At 44.7% G+C, this 18,634-nt stretch carries 8 protein-coding genes; 5 read left to right on the top strand and 3 right to left on the bottom strand.

The annotated features are described in order from the left end of the window. Positions 1-53 precede the first annotated feature (53 nt). The 5 genes from ACOQOE_RS00530 to ACOQOE_RS00550 all read left to right on the top strand — a co-directional run bounded on the left by ACOQOE_RS00530 (position 54) and on the right by ACOQOE_RS00550 (position 4,572). Complete coding sequence (locus ACOQOE_RS00530; RefSeq protein WP_420554645.1) at positions 54-905, top strand: DUF4392 domain-containing protein; 852 nt, start codon at positions 54-56, stop codon at positions 903-905. Between the two features lie 115 nt (positions 906-1,020). Beyond that, complete coding sequence (locus ACOQOE_RS00535) at positions 1,021-1,902, top strand: LysR family transcriptional regulator (RefSeq protein WP_420554646.1); 882 nt, start codon at positions 1,021-1,023, stop codon at positions 1,900-1,902. Between the two features lie 371 nt (positions 1,903-2,273). Further along, positions 2,274-3,137: an aminotransferase class IV gene (locus ACOQOE_RS00540; protein WP_420554647.1), complete on the top strand. Its 864-nt coding sequence runs from the start codon at positions 2,274-2,276 to the stop codon at positions 3,135-3,137. A gap of 83 nt (positions 3,138-3,220) precedes the next feature. Further along, a complete protein-coding gene (locus ACOQOE_RS00545) occupies positions 3,221-3,730 on the top strand; it encodes a helix-turn-helix domain-containing protein (protein ID WP_420554648.1) in 510 nt (169 codons plus the stop codon). Next, on the top strand, positions 3,730-4,572 hold the full coding sequence (locus tag ACOQOE_RS00550; RefSeq protein ID WP_420555454.1) for an IS3 family transposase: 843 nt from the start codon (positions 3,730-3,732) through the stop codon (positions 4,570-4,572). The genes ACOQOE_RS00545 and ACOQOE_RS00550 overlap by 1 nt, the downstream gene beginning before the upstream one ends. A gap of 258 nt (positions 4,573-4,830) precedes the next feature. On the opposite strand, the gene ACOQOE_RS00555 is transcribed toward ACOQOE_RS00550, so the two are convergent. The 3 genes from ACOQOE_RS00555 to ACOQOE_RS00565 all read right to left on the bottom strand — a co-directional run bounded on the left by ACOQOE_RS00555 (position 4,831) and on the right by ACOQOE_RS00565 (position 17,746). Further along, positions 4,831-5,871: an IS481 family transposase gene (locus ACOQOE_RS00555; RefSeq protein WP_420553798.1), complete on the bottom strand. Its 1,041-nt coding sequence runs from the start codon at positions 5,869-5,871 to the stop codon at positions 4,831-4,833. Positions 5,872-5,975: 104 nt separating this feature from the next. Further along, positions 5,976-9,980 carry an OmpA family protein gene (locus tag ACOQOE_RS00560; protein WP_420554649.1) on the bottom strand — a complete coding sequence of 1,335 codons (4,005 nt, stop codon included), beginning with the start codon at positions 9,978-9,980 and terminating at the stop codon, positions 5,976-5,978. Next, the gene (locus tag ACOQOE_RS00565; RefSeq protein WP_420554650.1) at positions 9,977-17,746 is read right to left on the bottom strand and encodes an SdrD B-like domain-containing protein; all 7,770 of its coding nucleotides are present in this window, start codon (positions 17,744-17,746) and stop codon (positions 9,977-9,979) included. The genes ACOQOE_RS00560 and ACOQOE_RS00565 overlap by 4 nt, the downstream gene beginning before the upstream one ends. Positions 17,747-18,634 lie beyond the last annotated feature (888 nt).

Here is an 18,634-nt window from a genome sequence, read left to right on the forward strand (position 1 = left end):
AATACGCGTTCGCAGCCTAGCTGCGGGTCAACATAATTTTGGAAACAAAACCTATGCAGAACAACTCGATCAACGAAGCAGTATTAAGCAAACAAATTGAAGATCTATTAGTTGCGCGTAATCTACGTGGAATGAAAACAATACAGCCAGCACTAGCCAGCGGCTACTATCTGCGTGCCGCTCGCACACTCAACAAATGTAAAGGCCATGTATTGATTGGCACAGGCTTTCCGGTTGTTGATACGTTTGAAACCGATGGTCCTGTAGGAGCGATCGCCCTTTACCAAGCATTAGAAGCCTTAGGCGCTACCCCCGTTATTGTTTGTGGCCCTCCCGTATCCCAAGCACTAATGAACAATTACCGTATACACGAGATCAGCGTCGGTGAGCATCAAGAGCGTACGCTAGAAGCTTTCAAAGCTTTATATAACTACAACCCTGACGCAGTATTATCAATTGAACGTCCAGGACAGGCGGAAGATGGCGAATACTACAATATGCGCGGTGAAAGCATCAGCGATCGCACAGCCTGCTTCGATACCTTCGTCCGTAATGCAAAATGCCCAACAATAGGCATTGGCGATGGCGGTAACGAGATCGGCATGGGCAATATTCAAGAAGCCCTGAAAGAGCTCGATATTATGGCATCCGCCACAAAAGTAGATGAACTGCTTATTGCCGACGTCTCTAACTGGGGCGCATACGGAATTATCACGTTTCTAAGCCTCTGGAACGACAAAGACCTACTTAATGATATTAAGCCTATCGAGATTCTGAAATACCTATCAAAACTAGGTAGTGTCGATGGCGTCACCCGTGAAAACGAGCTAACCGAAGATGGTTTACCCGTTTCCGAGGGAGACAGTATTATTGCCGAACTACGTGGATTAATCGGTTATAACTAAAACCGAACGACGATTTTAAGCTATATTCGTATGCCAATCTTGGCTCTTTATGACCCTAGATTGGCTGAACAGACTTAGTTATAGTGAGTAGCTTCATTTTAATGAGATGCGCACTATGCGTCTAAGAAATCTAAACACCTTTGTAAAAGTCGCAAGACTCGGTAGTTTTCATGCTGCTGCTCAACAACTCCATGCGACTCAGCCCACAATCTCTGCTCGAATCAATTCACTCGAAGATGAATTAGGCGTACAACTTTTTATCCGCGATCAACGGGGCACTCATCTCTCTCCACGCGGCGTACAACTACTTCCTTATGCAGAAAAGATTCTCGCTATCAGTCAAGAGATGAAGGAGCAGGTCAGCGAAGAGAACCCTCAACGAGGTACATTACGTATCGGCATTACCGATACCCTCTCGTACCTGTGGCTATCTGACTTACTTAAGCACTGGCAAAAGCAATATCCACTTATATCGTTTGAGCTTATTAGTGATGTCACTACAACACTAACTAAGCAACTAGAGGAGTATCAACTCGACTTAGCACTAACCGTCTCCAACCTTACTCCCCACCCAAAACTGGTAAGCGAACCCTTATGCAGTTATCCACAGCACTGGGTTGGCTCACCCAATCACCCAAATATTGATAAAATAACCACTATCGCCGACCTTACTCGCTACTCAATTCTTAGTTTTCCCCGCAATACTCGCCCATGGGAATATATGCAGCAGCTATTTGCACCTTACAAGGACGACCCACTGCTTTTTCATACCTGTAGCTCCGTTATAAATCTATTATCCTTAGCTCAACAAGCTATTGGGGTTGCTCTACTTCCTGAGCCTGTTATCAAAGACTCCTTAGCGCAGGGATCACTTATAAAACTCGACATCGGACAACGCCCCCCCGATTTAGGTTTTAGCTGCCACTGGCGTTTAGATGACGATCGAATTTTGCCTAAACTATTAGCCGACAGCAGTCGTGAAATCATTACCGGCTAACGCCTTAAAAATTAATCATCAACAGCACGCACCTTAATGATTAGCTAAATAAACTGACATTTAATAAAAAAACAGATAAAAAACCTTTATCTTAAAACCAGAAAAGAATATTTCCTTATTTTTATTGAGGTATTGAAAGAAATAAACTTTTACTAGAAACTTCGCATCCAGCTGCTTCAGCCTAAAGATCGGCCCTGCTGTTCTGTCGATACGTAAAAATCAACAGACTCACTAAACAGCGCTCAACACATTCCAGTGGTGTGTGACTAAACAAAGCCGACTAGTGCTATGCCCTTTTATATACAACGCTATACTTAGTAAACGACTAGAAGCAGAAAACCCATAAGCATATAAGTGGAAGGAACGTTAGTATGAGCATTTCATACCTGAATGGCGAATATCAGCCCCTGTCAGAAGCACGAATTTCGCCTCTCGATCGAGGCTTTTTATTCGGCGACGGCATTTATGAAGTTATCCCATACTATGCTGGGAAATCTGTAGGCTTAATGCCCCACATCGAACGTATGATCAATGGCCTTGCCGCGATTGAGATCAAATGCACAAAGACAGCGGAGGAGTGGAAAGCTCTTCTGGATGATCTTGTTGCACGCAACAGCGACTTAGCAACTAATCTAGGCGTCTATGTTCATATCTCACGCGGAACCGACGTAAAGCGTTACCACGCCTACCCAGAAAATGTTGAGCCGACGGTCTTTGCTTTCACATTCCCAATCAAAGACCCAGAGCCTGTAGATCGCGCTAAAGTAACTCAATACAGCATGATCAGCACTGAAGATCTTCGCTGGCAGCGTTGTCACATTAAATCGACTGCGCTACTAGGTAACGTGATTCATTTCCAAGAAGGCTACGCCTCTGGAAACGATGAAGCCCTACTCTACAACGCCGACGGTGAATTGACAGAAGGCAGCTCATGCAACGCCTTTATCGTAAAAGATGGCGTCGTCATCACACCGATTCAGGACAACCAAATCCTACCGGGTATTACCCGTCGTATTATTTTGGACAGCCTAAGAGCTGACGGCTCGCTAAAAGTAGAAGAGCGTGTTGTGACAATGGACGAAGTGCGCAATGCAGACGAGCTATGGATTACTAGCTCATCGAAAGAGATCGCACCCGTAACTAAACTTGACGGCAAACCGGTCGGCAACGGTGAAGTGGGCGAAGTTTGGGAAAAAGCGTTCCAGATCTATACTGATACGAAATATGATTTCTAAAGAGTAGGCATCATCTATCGTAAAAAAACGCATCCAATGTGAAGTGACCCCCAATAGTTGGACAACCAACTCTGGGGGTTTTTATGGCAAAGTACAGCAGAGCATTTAAAATTGCTGCAGTTAAACAATACCTTAACGGTACATCTTCCCTATCATTGGGAGCTGAACTAAACGTTCCCGCTTCTCTGATTCGTTACTGGACTCAGGTTTACCGGTTTCATGGTGAGACCGCTTTTCAACCTCCCATCTCCCCTTATTGCGCACAAGATAAACTTCGCATGCTTAATAAAATGTGGGCAGAACAATGGTCTTTAGGTTATACAAGCGCATACTACAATCTCGTATCCCCTGGTACTCTCTATGTTTGGCAGCGCCGCTATAGGTCTTCAGGCATAAAGGGATTAGAACCCAGTAAACGCGGAAAAACGTTTATGACACAACAGTCGTCACCCCCTCAGTCCTCAAAAATTAGTGAGATGACGCCCGAGGAAATGCAAAAAGAGCTTGAATACCTTAGAGCGGAGAACGCTGTTCTAAAAAAGTTAGATGCCTTGTACCTGAAAAAACAATCTCAAACCAAGAGAAAGCGTTAATCGTTCAGGAACTCAAGGCGACATTTAAGCTGACGCTTCTTTTGAAAGCGTGTGAGTTATCACGCAGTGTCTTTTACTATCAGTGTCAGGCGCTGCAGAAGCCTGATAATTACGCTCGAGAGAAAGTAGTGATTCGTCAAATTTTTGATGAACACAAGGGACGTTATGGCTACCGACGGATTCTATTGGCATTACGGGCTTTCGATATATGGTTAAATCATAAGACGGTACTGCGTCTGATGACGGCGCTGAAATTAAAGTCGATCGTTCGTCCTAAGCGCTATCAGTCCTATAAAGGCGATATAGGAAAAGGAGCACCACATGTACTGCAGCGTAATTTTGATGCGCAGAAGCCTAATGAGAAATGGGTAACGGATGTCACAGAATTTAATGTTAAAGGCCAAAAGATTTATCTGTCTCCAATCATTGATCTGTTTAATCGGGAAGTAGTGACGTATAGGACAGCAAAGTCTGCACGTTTACCGTTAGTTACAGATATGCTTGAGGAGGCCGTTGAGGGGCTTAAAGAGTGTGAGTGTCCGATATTTCACAGCGATCAGGGTTGGCAGTATCGAAATCCACTGACTCAGAAAATTCTTTCTGAGAGAGGTCTTACACAGAGTATGTCAAGAAAAGGGAACTGTTTGGATAATGCGGCCGCCGAAAGCTTTTTCGCCGTACTCAAAACAGAGATGTATCATCAACAAGAGTTTAAGAATGCAGACGACCTGATAAATCAGATCGACGAGTACATCGAGTATTACAATACAAAACGTATTAAAGTAAAACTAAAAGGCCTGACTCCGGTTGAATACCGCAAGCAGGCCTTATTAACAGCCTAATAAAAAAGTGTCCAACTTTATGGGGTCACTTCACAATGGATGCGTTTTTTTTGTAGAGAACTTAATTAAGCACTGTACTAAGGCGAAGATAAATCTATTCTGTGATAAACCAAGAGAGAATAGACTCCCGCTCGCCTAAAGCGACGCGCAAGAGACTATCCATATCCTAAAACTAACTCTGAGTGCATGCCATCACTTAGTTGTAGTAGCTCAGACTTGATCTGACAGTTACCCGTTTTTTATCTGGTGTCTGTCAGTTTAGATCTGGGCTAAATTCTTCTCGGCCCAGACCCGTTTACCATCAAGCAACGTTTCCATTGGCGTTCTACCGCAACATACCTTGCCCTGATGAGTTCGTTCATTGTTGTAGTATTCCATCCAGCCGTCCAGATCTTTTTGTAGTTCCTCAAGTGATTCGTAGAGCTTTTTACGGAAAGTTACTTGATAGAACTCATTCAAGATCGTTTTATGAAAGCGTTCACATATACCATTTGTTTGTGGGGACATCGCTTTAGTTTTGGTGTGATCAATATCGTTTATAGCAAGATAAAGCTGGTAATCATGCTGATCGACCCGACCACAGTATTCAGTTCCTCGGTCTGTAAGAATACGCAGCATAGGAAGCTCCTGTTCTTCAAAGAACGGTAATACCTTATCGTTGAGTGTATCTGCAGCAGTAATCGGTGTTTTAGTGGTATAGAGCTTACAGAAAGCGATTTTGCTGTAAGTATCCACAAAGGTCTGTTGGTATATACGGCCAACGCCTTTCAGGTTACCTACGTAAAAGGTGTCCTGAGACCCCAGATAACCTGGGTGTATCGTCTCAATTTCACCGCATGCTTCATCATCAGATTTCTTTTTCTCAAGCGCTGCAACCTGAGCATCGCTCAGGATGATGCCGTCGTTAGCAACTTTATCTTCTAAAGCTTTCAGTCTCTTTTTAAAGTTCTCAAGATTATGTCGAACCCAAATTGAACGGACGCCACTACCTGATACAAAGACACCCGACTTACGTAGTTCATTACTGGTACGGTGCTGACCATGAGCGGGTTGTTCAATGGCATAAGCAACGACAGCTTGTTCTGTTGCTTCATCCACTCTGTTCTTGGGATTCGGTGCTCTACGGCTTTTGTTGATCAGGCTATCGATACCACCTTCTTCAACAAGTTCCTGATAACGATAAAACGTATCTCGTGATACGCCCATGACTTTGCATGCTTTGGACACATTCCCAAGCTCTTCTGCCAAATTCAGCAAGCCAGCTTTGTGTTTAATGATTGGATTGTTAGTATGGATCATGAGAGTTACCTTTTGTTTTGATTTAAGATTCGACACCTTTATCAAAACGGGTAACTCTCTCTTTTTCAAGATGATGTGTCAGATCTAGTCTGAGCTAATTCAACTTAGTATTTACCCACTAGATTGATAAACCAACCTTTGGCGTCATAATCCAAGTCAGTAAGATCATCAGTGAACTCAGTCGCATTGTAACCAACACCAATTTTGGTATTTTCATTCACATGTCGGTATATAGCACCTAAGAAACCATCACGGGAGTCATCCGCTGCATTCTCCGTACGACGCCTCCACTCTAAGGCCATATCCCACTCTTTAACGACATGGAAATCACTACGAATTACCACTAAACCACCTTCACTTGAGAACCAATCAGCACTGTCATCACGGCTATAACGTAACTCACCTAAACGGTAAGCGTATTTACCCCCCACAGTCCATTTAGGAGTCAGATCATAGGTTGCATCGACCGCAAACACCTGACTACGCTGTGCATAATCAACCGTTCCACTTTCAGAAGGCGTAAGTTGCTCTGGCGCAGCAAGATCATACAAATAGGTATATTTAAATAGCAGATTCAGCTCATCATTATCTACTGGACGATAAGCATAACCCCATGAACTTTCAATGTATTCGCCATCGAACTCATCTCCTCGACTTGAATTACTGTAAGACAGGTCTAGCTGTGCGATAGCCTTCCAATCATCATTAATATCCGTTGAGTAGTTATTACGCATTAACCAAGTAGTACGCTCTTCGGTCAAGCTTTCATCTTCACGATACTCCAACGCTCCGGCGTATCTATGATCATCCCCTTTGTAACTCAGGCTACCGGTTACTGCCACACGTTCTATTTCGCTAGTAGTTTCCTCATTCAACTTACCATGCTCTAACGATACACCGTAATGCCACTTTTCCGACGGCGTATAATCGACACCGTAAGCTTGCATTAAGCCTGGCTGATCACCTGTCTGTAATCGACCTTCTGCGTAAACCGACGTGTCATGGGTAATCTTAGAACGAACACCACTAACAAGCTGCCCGTTGCGACTACGATTACCATTCTCCAAATCGTCCGAGTCTTGTGAATAATTGAGGTATAGACTAGTACGATCTGACCATTGGTAGTTAACACCTAGCTTGGCACCAACCCCTTGGTTACCCGTAGATATTTCTCCATTTGCCGTCGCCTTTTCAGTCAGCTGACGTTCGGTTCCAACCCCTATGCGGTTGTTCTTACCACGTTCCTGATCTCGCTGAACCGTTCCCTGAATAAAGCCCCAGTTAGTGGTTTCCGGATCGTCACTATGAATAAGTTTTACTGCGATATCGTCACGACTACCTTCATCAACACTACTGCCTGATTGCGAGTCATGTCGGAGACCAATCCCCATATCCCAAGATTCATCAAGACTGACAATATGACTAATTTCAGCGACTTGTTTATCGTTGTTCCCATCAGTTTTAATTTCGTCATACTCAAATGCGATTTTCGAATCATCATTTAGGTCAGTAGCATAACGCGCACCAGTTTTCAGTGTATCTGTATCAGTCAAACGCCCAGGCGCTGAGAAGCCCGCCTCACGCGACTCAATATAAAAACTCCCTTCCCCTGATGCATTTTCATCCCCAGTAAGATCTGCCATAGAAAAGGAGCCATCAATACGACCCGCATTGGCAGAACCACCACTTTGCATTTTCTCGGCGTAAATAAAACCGCCATCATCTGAAATAAACTCGCTAAAGCCATTACCATGAGTATTAGCTATTTCAATATTCAACTGCGTGCTATCGGACTGACGATAAGTGAAGTCTAATCCCCTTAGCTCTTGCTTTTCACCGTTCTGGTCTTGATTACTTACAGTCAAACCAAGTTCAACATTATCGTTGAGCCAATGACTTACTCGACCATAAGTTGCCATATCGGATAAGTCCGTAGTACCCGGTGTATATTCATAATTAACGACCAAGTAAACCGGATTTCCCGCAAGGCTCCCCGCTTGTACTAAACCTGAATTAGTCGCTGTGGACGACAAGGGCTCACTTAATAAAATACGACCTTGAATTGCATCAATATCGTAATCATTACCTTCCGTCAGCGTAGTGTTTGACAACACCTCACCGGAATCTTTATCACGAATTTCAAGACTAACCAGTTCACTCCCGGTCGTAATGTCCTGATGTCGAAGGAAATAGACCGAACCACCTGTGCCACGATAATCCTCACGCGCCGCCAAAGTACCGGGTTCAGCTACAAACACACGAACTTGAGTGGCATTCTCGTTATGAGCGACCTGCGCTTCACTGTTATAGTGCAGTTGAGCACCATAGAGCGCACGATCCACCTGACTAAGCTGGGTATCTTTTTGAGATTCTTTAAAATTACCCCAGAGGATATGAGAGCGTTCATCTTCCACTTTTACATAAAGCTTACCTTGTGTCGGTGCATCTTCATGTAATGACGATCCATCACCAAACGTTGGCCAATGACGAGAGGTATCCAAGCGACGCAATAAAGCGCGAGAATTTTTTTCATCAAAGTTAGATAGCAATTGACTCAACTCTTCCTCACCAGTATCGGCACTAGCGGTCAATCGGTAACGTTCGTTTAATGGTCCCTTAGCATAAAAGGCCAAACGACCATCCACATAGGTTTTACCATCTTTATAATGTGGATTGTCTTCGTTAAGTAACTCAGCGGCTCCCGTGGTTTTATTTTGCCCTAAGGTTAAATCAGCAAAGCCGACGATGAACCAGTCATCTTGGTTCAATTCAAGGTTGCGATAATAACGCTGCTGTTCGTCCCCTTTAGCAGTAAGCACCTCAACGCGATGATAACCTTTTGGCAAGATCTGCTGAGCAACCGCTTTACCTTTATTATCAACCGGAACGGGCGAACCAAAAACAAACAAGGAGTGCTCATCCAACTCTTTTACGTTTACCGTCACCATACCGCCACTGACAGGGATTTTTTCCTCCCTCAGACGACTTTCACCATAACCAGCAAACTGTACACTTTGAGCATCTTCCGATGTCGGTTCTGACATTACCCAGATAGGTAACAATTCCGTTTCGTCATAACGCTGTTGATGGTCATAAACCCTCAACTGATAATAAAACTTATTCGTTTTAGTCAGGGTGTTTTTCCACTGGCCCTGCAGTTGTTGGTTTAAGGGTACTGTAGCAACCAGTTTCCCTCGTTTGTCCAAAATTCTAACTTCTGCTTTCTTCACCCAAAAAAGATAGTTGCTATAACCTTGAAACTCGAGGGTTTGTGAAGGCCCTATACGCCTTGTTTGGGTACTGATGTTCAAACGTTTATGTAGATTACGGCTGTCATACTGAATTTGAATCGCATTATCAGCTAATTGAACATCCTGACAGCGCTGCTGGTCTGCGACCTGAGCCGCTTCGCCCCCAGTCGGCTGACCATCAATACTTATCTGTAAATCTGACGTTGGTTGCCCTGATCGTTCACAAATAAAAGGCTCAATAACCTGCACCGGACGTGACCATACGGTAAAGGTCACTCGACGGTTTTGCGCCATACCTTCTGCCGTTTTATTAGTAGCAATGGGAGCTGAATCGCCTTGGCTCTGAGCACTAATCTGAGTATCCGTTAAGCCGAGCTGTCGCTGCAATAATTCAGCCACCGCTTTTGCTCGGTACAGACCCAACTCATAGTTATCCTTAAAGTATTGTCTCGACCTTGCCGATAAACGCTGGCTATCGGTATGACCAACAACTTCAATACGGACAATATCCTGTCCACGTAATGTTGAAACTAATTGTTCTAATGGCCCAAGATCCGTCGGGTTAACTTGAGCTAGTCCCGACGCAAAATGAAAGCGAAGGTTACTGGACTCAACCTGAACATTATCTTTCGATTGTCCCTGCTGTTCAGCCGTTTGCTCTTCCACACCCCAAAGTGTGTACGTTTTAGCAACTAACTGCTGCTCTTGATTGTTTTCGTAACCATGAATAAAAACTTGGTTATCATCATCCATCGCCCCGCGATCCGCAGACACCGTTTTATCATTATCCGACCACACCAATGAGGAACTACAAATTGCACTTAAACCGAAGCTTAAAAGAGATATTTTCTTATTCATGACTGGGCCTCCACTGACAGTACAGGCTCGATCATTTCAATCTCGATATTTAGGTCATATCCTGGTTTATCTAGCCTTTTCCATAATTCTTCCCACAATGTTTTTATGTGGTTACTAACCTGACTTGCACGAGCAGAAGCGTCACTTTCATCTTCTTGCTGACCTCGTTGATAACCTATACGAAGGACTGCGGGCTGTTGCTGTAAAATCTCCAATAATTGGTCAAGTTTCTCATGATGTTTGTCTGCGATCTCGTCGCCTTCAAACATGCGCTGATTAATATCTAACCGCACAACTCGATGCAGACTGGCACCAAAGTTAAGCTTACTGATCTTACCTTGAGTAAGACGAATCACTCGGGGATTCTCGGTAGTAACTCGGTACCCTGAAGGCAAGGTCTGAGGGTCTAATTTTAAAATGAAATTACTACCCTTCAATTCATCAGGCACCGCCGCACAAGCGATGTGATACCGACCATGCTTATCCGTTGTAATAAGCTCGCCATTGACGGTGGCAACACGCACCCCAGGCAGACCCGGCTCACCCTTATCTTGATAGCCATTAGTATTTTGATCATCAAACACTTTGCCAATAATATCGCTACACTCGAACGTAGGGTCCGGCACTAACTGTACGGTAGCAGTCGCTACATTTGAGGCCCGATTATTCTCGATAGAAGCCCAGGCCTGGTTGACATATTCACCATCGCTAACCCCTGTACCGGGTACTAATAGCAAAGTAATTGTATGAGACTCACCCGCATTAAAATCTATATTGCTCCACGTCAGCGCACGCCCCTCGACCACAGGTTCTAACGCCACCCCATCAATACGGGATGAGCCTGCAACATACTTGAAACCGGGCGGGGTTTGGTCAATTAACTCAACATCCTCAAGCCCCACAGTATAAGTATTGATGGCCTGAATAGTGTATGGAATCAATTCACCTTGGCTTACTGCGTCTTTCGCGGCAGTTTTAACCATATTGATTGCACCGCCCAAGACCGGATCCAAGGGAATATGATTATTCAGCACGTTGCCCGAAGGTAACCCAGGATCTAAAACAAAAGAGAAAAAGTATTGTGTACTATTCGCTCCTGCTGCGAACCCTGCTGATGTTGCAGGACAAGCATTAGCATCATGTAGCGCTGCACTAGAAACCGGTGCTGCATTATTGTTTTGTACTAATGCAGGATTAGGCGCTGCACCAACCGATGGCGTATTAGTACAAGCAGGAATAAAGATCGATTCTCCAGACAAATAACCGCTAGGTGATGCCACTGAAAGCGTATAAGTCCCTGCTGGAGCGCCCGCGTTTAAAAGGTATTGGTACATACCTAGACTTGATGTAGTTTGCGACAGATTACTGCTACCACCAATAAGGTGAGAATCCGCATCAAAGCCGGCTGGACCGCTAAGCGTAACGACAGCCCCTTCAACCGGTTGACGACTGATCGCGTCATAAACCACACCACTCGGATCTATAGGTAAACTCTGTTCCTCAACCGTCTCACCTGCAAGCAAGGTCATATTACTTAAAGTAAAGCCTGTATTATCTGCCCCAGCAGGGTTCGCGTTATCGTCATCAACACCTGGGGTAAAAGCAGCACCGCTTTCATTAGGCACAGGCTGGCCCAAATTATTACCTGTGCTTGGCTCTTGGAATTCAACTTCATAGCCACTACCCGGTGAAATATTAGTAAAGCTATAACTGCCATCACTGCCAGTCGTTGTGGTGGCCACGGTTTCACCATTGCGTTTTAACAAAACCTTCCAGTTTTCGAAATGAGATTCCCCCACATCACGAATACGGTCATGGTTATCGTCACGCCAAACATGACCACTAACACTCGCACCGGCATTAATCGCGGCAGGGTCCACATCCGTATTATTACCTTGCAAATGACTCGCTTCATTACCACCACTAACGACTGATTCAGCATTTAGCACTTGGCCTTCCAAACCACTACCAACACTGACATCAATAAAAATATCTTCTCCACTGCCGCCAGACGTGATCTCTGTGCTACTAGTACAAGTCACCTCTTGACCCGCGATAGAACAATTCCAATCACCATTCGATCGTGTCCCTGTAGGAGTAATTCCCGCAGGAATAGTAGTGACAACAGTCACTACGCCATTACTATCTGCATCACCAATATTAGATGGGGAGACGGTGTAATAATCATTGGATGAACCCGCAGCCAAATCAGCTGGACTATGGGTTAACTCCACTGTTAAATCGACAACGCCCGAAGGTTGCTCCGCAAAATAGTTATCCCCCGATACTTTGTTCATATCAGAAATAGTGATATTCGAAATACTACTAGGTGTGGTTGCTGTATTAGTGGCCGTACCGCCTCCGCTTCCTGCGGTAGTAATGCCATTCGTTGTATCTGCTGGCTGATCCGGCTGAGTCAGGGTGTAGCTCCCTGCTGGAAGATCATCAAAAGTAAAATTACCTTCATTATCCGTCGTGGTAGTTTCATTAACGGAGTTGCCGTTAATATCAGTACCGGTCAAGTTGATAGTTTGGCCATTGATGCCATTATCACTACTATTAGGTGAACCATTGTTGTCGTAATCAACAAACACCTTGCCCGAGATACGTCCACTATCAGGAATTTCAGCAAAGTTATTATCTGAAACTGTCGTATTCGGCGGCAGAACGATTGTGCTAATCTGGCTTGGCACTGTCGTTATAGCTGAAACTGATCCGGTCGTACCTCCATTACTTACCGTACCTGCCGTCGTGATGCCATTAGCCGTACTATCCGGCTGATTGGGTTGCCGAATACTGTATGTGCCGGGCGCTAAATCGGTAAACTCATAAAAACCGTCACTATCTGTAGTTGTACTGGCAATAACATTATCACCACTGTCCAACAACTCGATCGTTTCACCGATCAGTCCAGTATCCGCGCCATTTTTAATGCCGTTATTATTTTCATCTTTAAACACATAACCGCTTAAGATTGAAGGCACTACTTCAGCGAAATTATTACCTGTAGCACCACTAACTTCAGCAGAACCACCATCATCATTAAGTACGATACCCGTGATCTGGCTCGTTATATTAGTAGGGTTAGCAGCGGAACCAGCAGTACCAGTGCTACCGTTATTGGCAACAATGTCACCGGCACTGGCAATACCATTTTGCGTACCTGTTGGCTGCTCTGTTTGGCATACTGAATAAGTGCCAGCAGGTAATGAGCCAAAGAGATAATTACCCGAGGAGTCGGTTGTCGCAGGATTACTAACACCCGCAATCGCCACCAAGGCACCGCTACAGGAAGCACCTGATATCAGCGAAACCTCAGCGCCGGCTAACGGCGTATCTGTAGCGGTATATATGCCGTCTGGTGTGACATCATGATCCTGAAAAATTCGGCCACTGATATAACCTAGCGCACTAACAAACAGACTGCTGTTCGTGGGTGACAGATTGCTACCAGCCGACGTTTCTAAAGCCCCTGCTGGGATATTATTGACATGCTCACCTACAGCAGTAGCAGTGACGTCAACACTAATTGAACACCCCCCTGCTGGAATACTGGCCCCATTGGCGTAACTTACCAAATTAGCACCGGCATTCGCCGTTACTGACGCTAAGGTACAGTCAGTACTCAAATTAGGCGTTGTAGCAACAAGCATCGCCCCTGGAGAGGTTGGTAACTCATCCGTAAATATGGAGCTTAACGTAATAGCGCTGCTATTTTCGTTAGTGAAATTAATAGTAAGTGTTGATACTCCCCCACTCGGAATAACAGCAGGGTTAAACTCTTTTAATACCGCCGGTGGCGTTGCAATAATAAGCTCTGCTGCTGTGCCCTCTTCATTGCTCACCCCTTCGTTCGTAGTAATTTCACTAGAACCTATATCATTTACATAACTGCCTGATACGTTACTAATAACATCAACACTAACTGTACAGCTGCTGGTCGCACCCAAAGTGGCTCCCGATAATTGCACGCTGGAGCCCGTAGCGGTGGCATTCACAACACCATCGGTACAGGTTGTCGATGCATTAGGAGTTGGCGCTATAGAGACACCACTAGGTAAGGCATCCACTAAATTCATACCACTAACCGCTTCATCATTCGGGTTCTCGATATAAATGGTCATGGTCGCGGGAGTACCAGCTAAAGTAGTAGCTGAATCAGTTGTAAACCCAGCGGGATTGCCAGCATCCAACGTCTGGTCCTTAAACGCCACATGAGTAACTAGAGGTTCTTTGGCAAACAGTTCTGCAGATGCAGGCTCTTCGTTAGTTGCTGATGTGCCCCCTGACGTCGCAACAACGGCACCAGCAGGGATAGTGTTTACGTAAGTTCCGCCTATATTAGTAGTAACATCTATTTCCAAATAACAGGTTGAAACTGTTGTCCCAACCATTCCCGCCAGGCTACCACTCGTCAACGAAACCGAATTGCTACTGTAGTTCACCACACCTCCTAAACAGCTTGTTTGAGGATTAGGGCTTGCAGGAACAGTAACGTTTGCAGGCAACGTATCAGTAACAGAAACCTCGTTGATACTGAGAGGCGTGGCATTGTGAAGAGTTATGCGTAAGCGGCTACGCTCACCCGGCTCAATGACGGCAGGAGTAAACTCTTTAGTCACGCCGATATTGCTTTGCGTTGTTAAACTCGTGGTAGCGGCACCACTATTCGTGAGCCCTTGATCCGTGACCACAGCTCCCACAGGAATAATATTAGTAATACCACCCACAGTTTTCGCGGTAATATTCACACTAAAAGTACAGCTACCATTGGCAGGTAAAGAAACACCACTAATGGCGACAGATTCTCCACCGCTTTCTGCACTCAAAACACCATTAGGACAATCAGTGGTTAACCCTGGTGTCGCAGCGACAACCATGCCGCTTGCCGCTGACCCCGATAAACCGTCTACAGTAAAATAGTCAACCACTTTTAGACCCGTAGCCTCCGCCGTGCCATTGGTTAAAGTGACCGTTAATTGACTCTCTTGACCAGGAAAAGCCAATGTACTTGGGTTAGTGGTTTTGGCAACAGCAATATTAGTTGCCGCCACGAAAGTTAAGGTTGCATTCACCGCGGTCGTATTGCGAATCCCTCCATCGGCGGTAACATCGCCCGCGGCGAGCGTATTGATCCAATTGCTGCTGCCTGTCGCAACAACATCAAAAAGAACATCGCATGAACCATTACCGGCGATATTAGCACCAGTAAAACTGATAGATGAATCGCCGGGATTTGATGAGCTAAAAGAGGAACTACCCGCACAAGTGGTATACGCATTAACTGGATTTGCAAGCGTCATACCGCTCGGCAAATTATCCACCAGCGAGGCATTATTGAGCTGAATATCGCTTGTATTATTTAAAGTAATGCGAACAGTGCTTGTTCCACCAGAGCTAATAGCACTAGGCGAGAACTCTTTATTAACACTCAAAGCGCTTAAATAGGTTAATGTTGCCGTATCTGTATCAAAAGGATCCAGAGTATCTGTTACACCATTAGCAAAGGTTTGGGTCCCTGCAACTTGTGCTGTATTCGGATAAACACCGGCAGGGCCAATAACATCAACACTCAAACTACAACTACCCGGTGCGCCTGTGCCTGTCTCTTCTCGGGCAGGAACGATTGCACCATTCATAGATACTGATGTTGCACCTGGTGTAGCAGTGATAGTAGCAGGGCCACAGGTACTAGAAGCATTCGCTGGACTGGCGACTTGAAGCTGCCCGCTACCATCCGTAGGGAAAGTATCGGACAAGGAAACGTTCGTGAGAGGGTTAGCCGAAATATTTGATATTATGAACGTTAGGGTTGTAATTGTACCTTCTGAAAGGGTCTGATTTTGAGTTCCATCAAAACGTTTTGTCGCTGACGCAACCGTTGTTTCAACCGCAGTAGAACCTGATGAGCTCGTACTACTCTGATTACAATTAGCGCCTGCGTTATAACAAACATCACCGGCCTCAAGCGTATTTTGTGTCGATGAACCATCCACCGCTGCACTATCGGTCATCGCCCAGAAAGTCACACTACATTGACCCGGTGTATTCTCGTCAATACGTGTAGGAAGTGTCCCGATTACAAAGTCAGCGTCGGTGTCCCCAAGAGCACTATTAACTGCCAGTCCAGAACAACCGGTACCCGATAATATCGGGGTAAAATTGTTACTTCCTATAGTCCCCGCCAAGAACGTCATACCCGCAGGTAAGGAATCCTTAATAGTGACATTATTGATATTTGAATTAGTAAAATTCTGCGTAGTAATGGTGTATTTAACAGGACTTCCCGGAGCCGCTTTTGTTGGCGAGGCTGATTTCAACACCCGTAAATCGTCTGCCACTAAAATTGAAGCTGAACGGGTACGGCTGACAATTGCAGGATCACCAACATCCACCGCTCCTTCAGGGATCAGGTTTGTGTAAGTGATCGGTACACCCGCACTGGCGACCGTACCCACAAACTCCACCGTAATAGAACAAGATCCACCCGCAGGGATGACCCCACCTGTTAGCTTAATACCTGTATCGTTATCAATGGCAGTAACTACGCCGCCACTACAAGTGGTTAACTGGTTAGAGACTCTTAACCCGGAGGTGTTGTCGTTATCAACCCCATCGATCGGTGAATCCTCGAATTCATTGACAGTAAGATCAGTGTTTCCCGAGTTAGTCAGCGTAATAGTAAAAGAATCTGTTTGGTTGTTAGATAAGCTACTATGGGCAAATGATTTATTAACATTAAGCGGGGAAATAACTGTAATATCTGCCGTCGCATTAGATTGCGCAGGAAGACCAATATCATTGGAAAAATCGGTACTACGGTTGATAGTATTAGTTTGAGCACCGGTTGTGTAATCGCCATCGGTAGTAGCAGCTTCTATATCAACAGTGATCGTACACAGGCCATTACTGCCACCAGATTTGGCGGGAATCGTACCTGTAACCGTTATACTGCCATCCCCAGCATTTGGGCTAAATGTTGGCGACGCACCGCCATTATTACAACTGGCCGTCGCATTAGGGACTGCTGCCACCTTTATGATGGCATTACCCCCTAACATTGGGAAGGTATCAGTAATGCTGAAGCCTTCAAGGTCAACAGGGTTAGTATTGCGTAGCTCAACGGTTAAGGTCTCGGGATCACCACCGAGAACGATATTGGATGATGAAAAGCTTTTTACAATCGAAGGCTTTGTTAACGCGCTAACATTAATACTTTGACTCACTGTACCCGTATTAGCGACGGCTCCTCCATCATCATTACCGGTCACAGCACCATCAGTAATTTCGTAAGCGTATGTTGCACTACTACCCGAAGATGTACCCGCCGTTACAGGGACCAAAATGGTACAGGTACCATCAACACCATTTGACCTTGCAGGAATAACCCCGCCACTTAAATTGATCGCTTGCGAGTCAGTAGTCGCAGTCAAAACACCACTACCCACCAGAGTTGTAGGTCCTGAAGGGTCATAACAGCTATAAGTCGCCAACTCACTGATTTTTAAACCATTCGGCAAGGTACCAGGCAATGAGGTATTAAATTCAACATTACTTACCTGAGCCCCAGCATTACTGTTAGCCAAAGTGATTTCAATAATAGTTACTTCACCTGGATAAATCCCCGTAGGCTCACCGCTTTTTAGTGTGACCGACGCACCCAAAGCCGCTACAGCCTGAGAAGGCAGTACAGATAGGACGGAGATGAACAGAACGCCAGCGAACCTGGCTAGTCGATTGATAGAAAAATGCTTTGAGATATTCACGACAGTCCCTTATTTAACTAAATATTTAGTCCGTAAAACGAGCTCTAACTTCGTACCGATGATAATCCTCGGCACTTTTTAATAGTTATTTGAAAGTAACGATTGCCTGTCAAATCAAACAGACGCTTTAATTTTTATATTTCATACTCTTATTACTCATCAGTGCGACTAACAGCTTTACATTGAAAGGCCGTCTCTTTTTCAGCCAAGGAAGAAGGTACCGTCCAATATTAAGACCACTATTTAACCCACCTGATATATGGCTGATTGATTAATATAAGTACCCTCACAATAACCCCTAAAAAAAGGGGTTTAATGTTCGCCGATAGCTCCTGAATGAAAGATGAATATTTTCACTTATTATATCAAAAAGTGCGCACCATTCACTCAAGGAGCTTAACTCATAAAATTGTATATTCCTGCCTAATAAAATCAATGAGTTAAAAAGCTTGCGCTGACAGCACAAGTTTCAAAAATGATTAAAACGCTTTACATAGCAAGCAAAGAGGAAGTTTTTCGGTGTTGCCCATACACAGTTAAATGAACAATATTTTGAGGGGAAAATTTATACGGGTGCTGGCTTTAATTTATAAATAAGAGGTAGGGAATGAAATAAAAAATGAATCAGTTACCGAAAAGAAACCGCTCAAAAGCACTTATTTCTCACCACTCCCCTTGGCTTTTACTGAATGTTAGTGATACTTCTTGGCTATTGAGTGTGTAAAAACAGTGCTGTTTTCACACTGTGGTTCGGGGTAAAAAATAGCAGTGTTGAAGGGCTTTATAGAGTAATTTTTTCAACACCCCATCCAGCAATGGATACAATAATATCCACTTTCTGTTTTATTTCGCTATAATAGATATAACTGTATCCATTTGATCTTTGCG

The organism is Neptuniibacter marinus (genome assembly GCF_965223595.1).
Taxonomy (GTDB): Bacteria; Pseudomonadota; Gammaproteobacteria; order Pseudomonadales; family Balneatricaceae; genus Neptuniibacter; species Neptuniibacter marinus.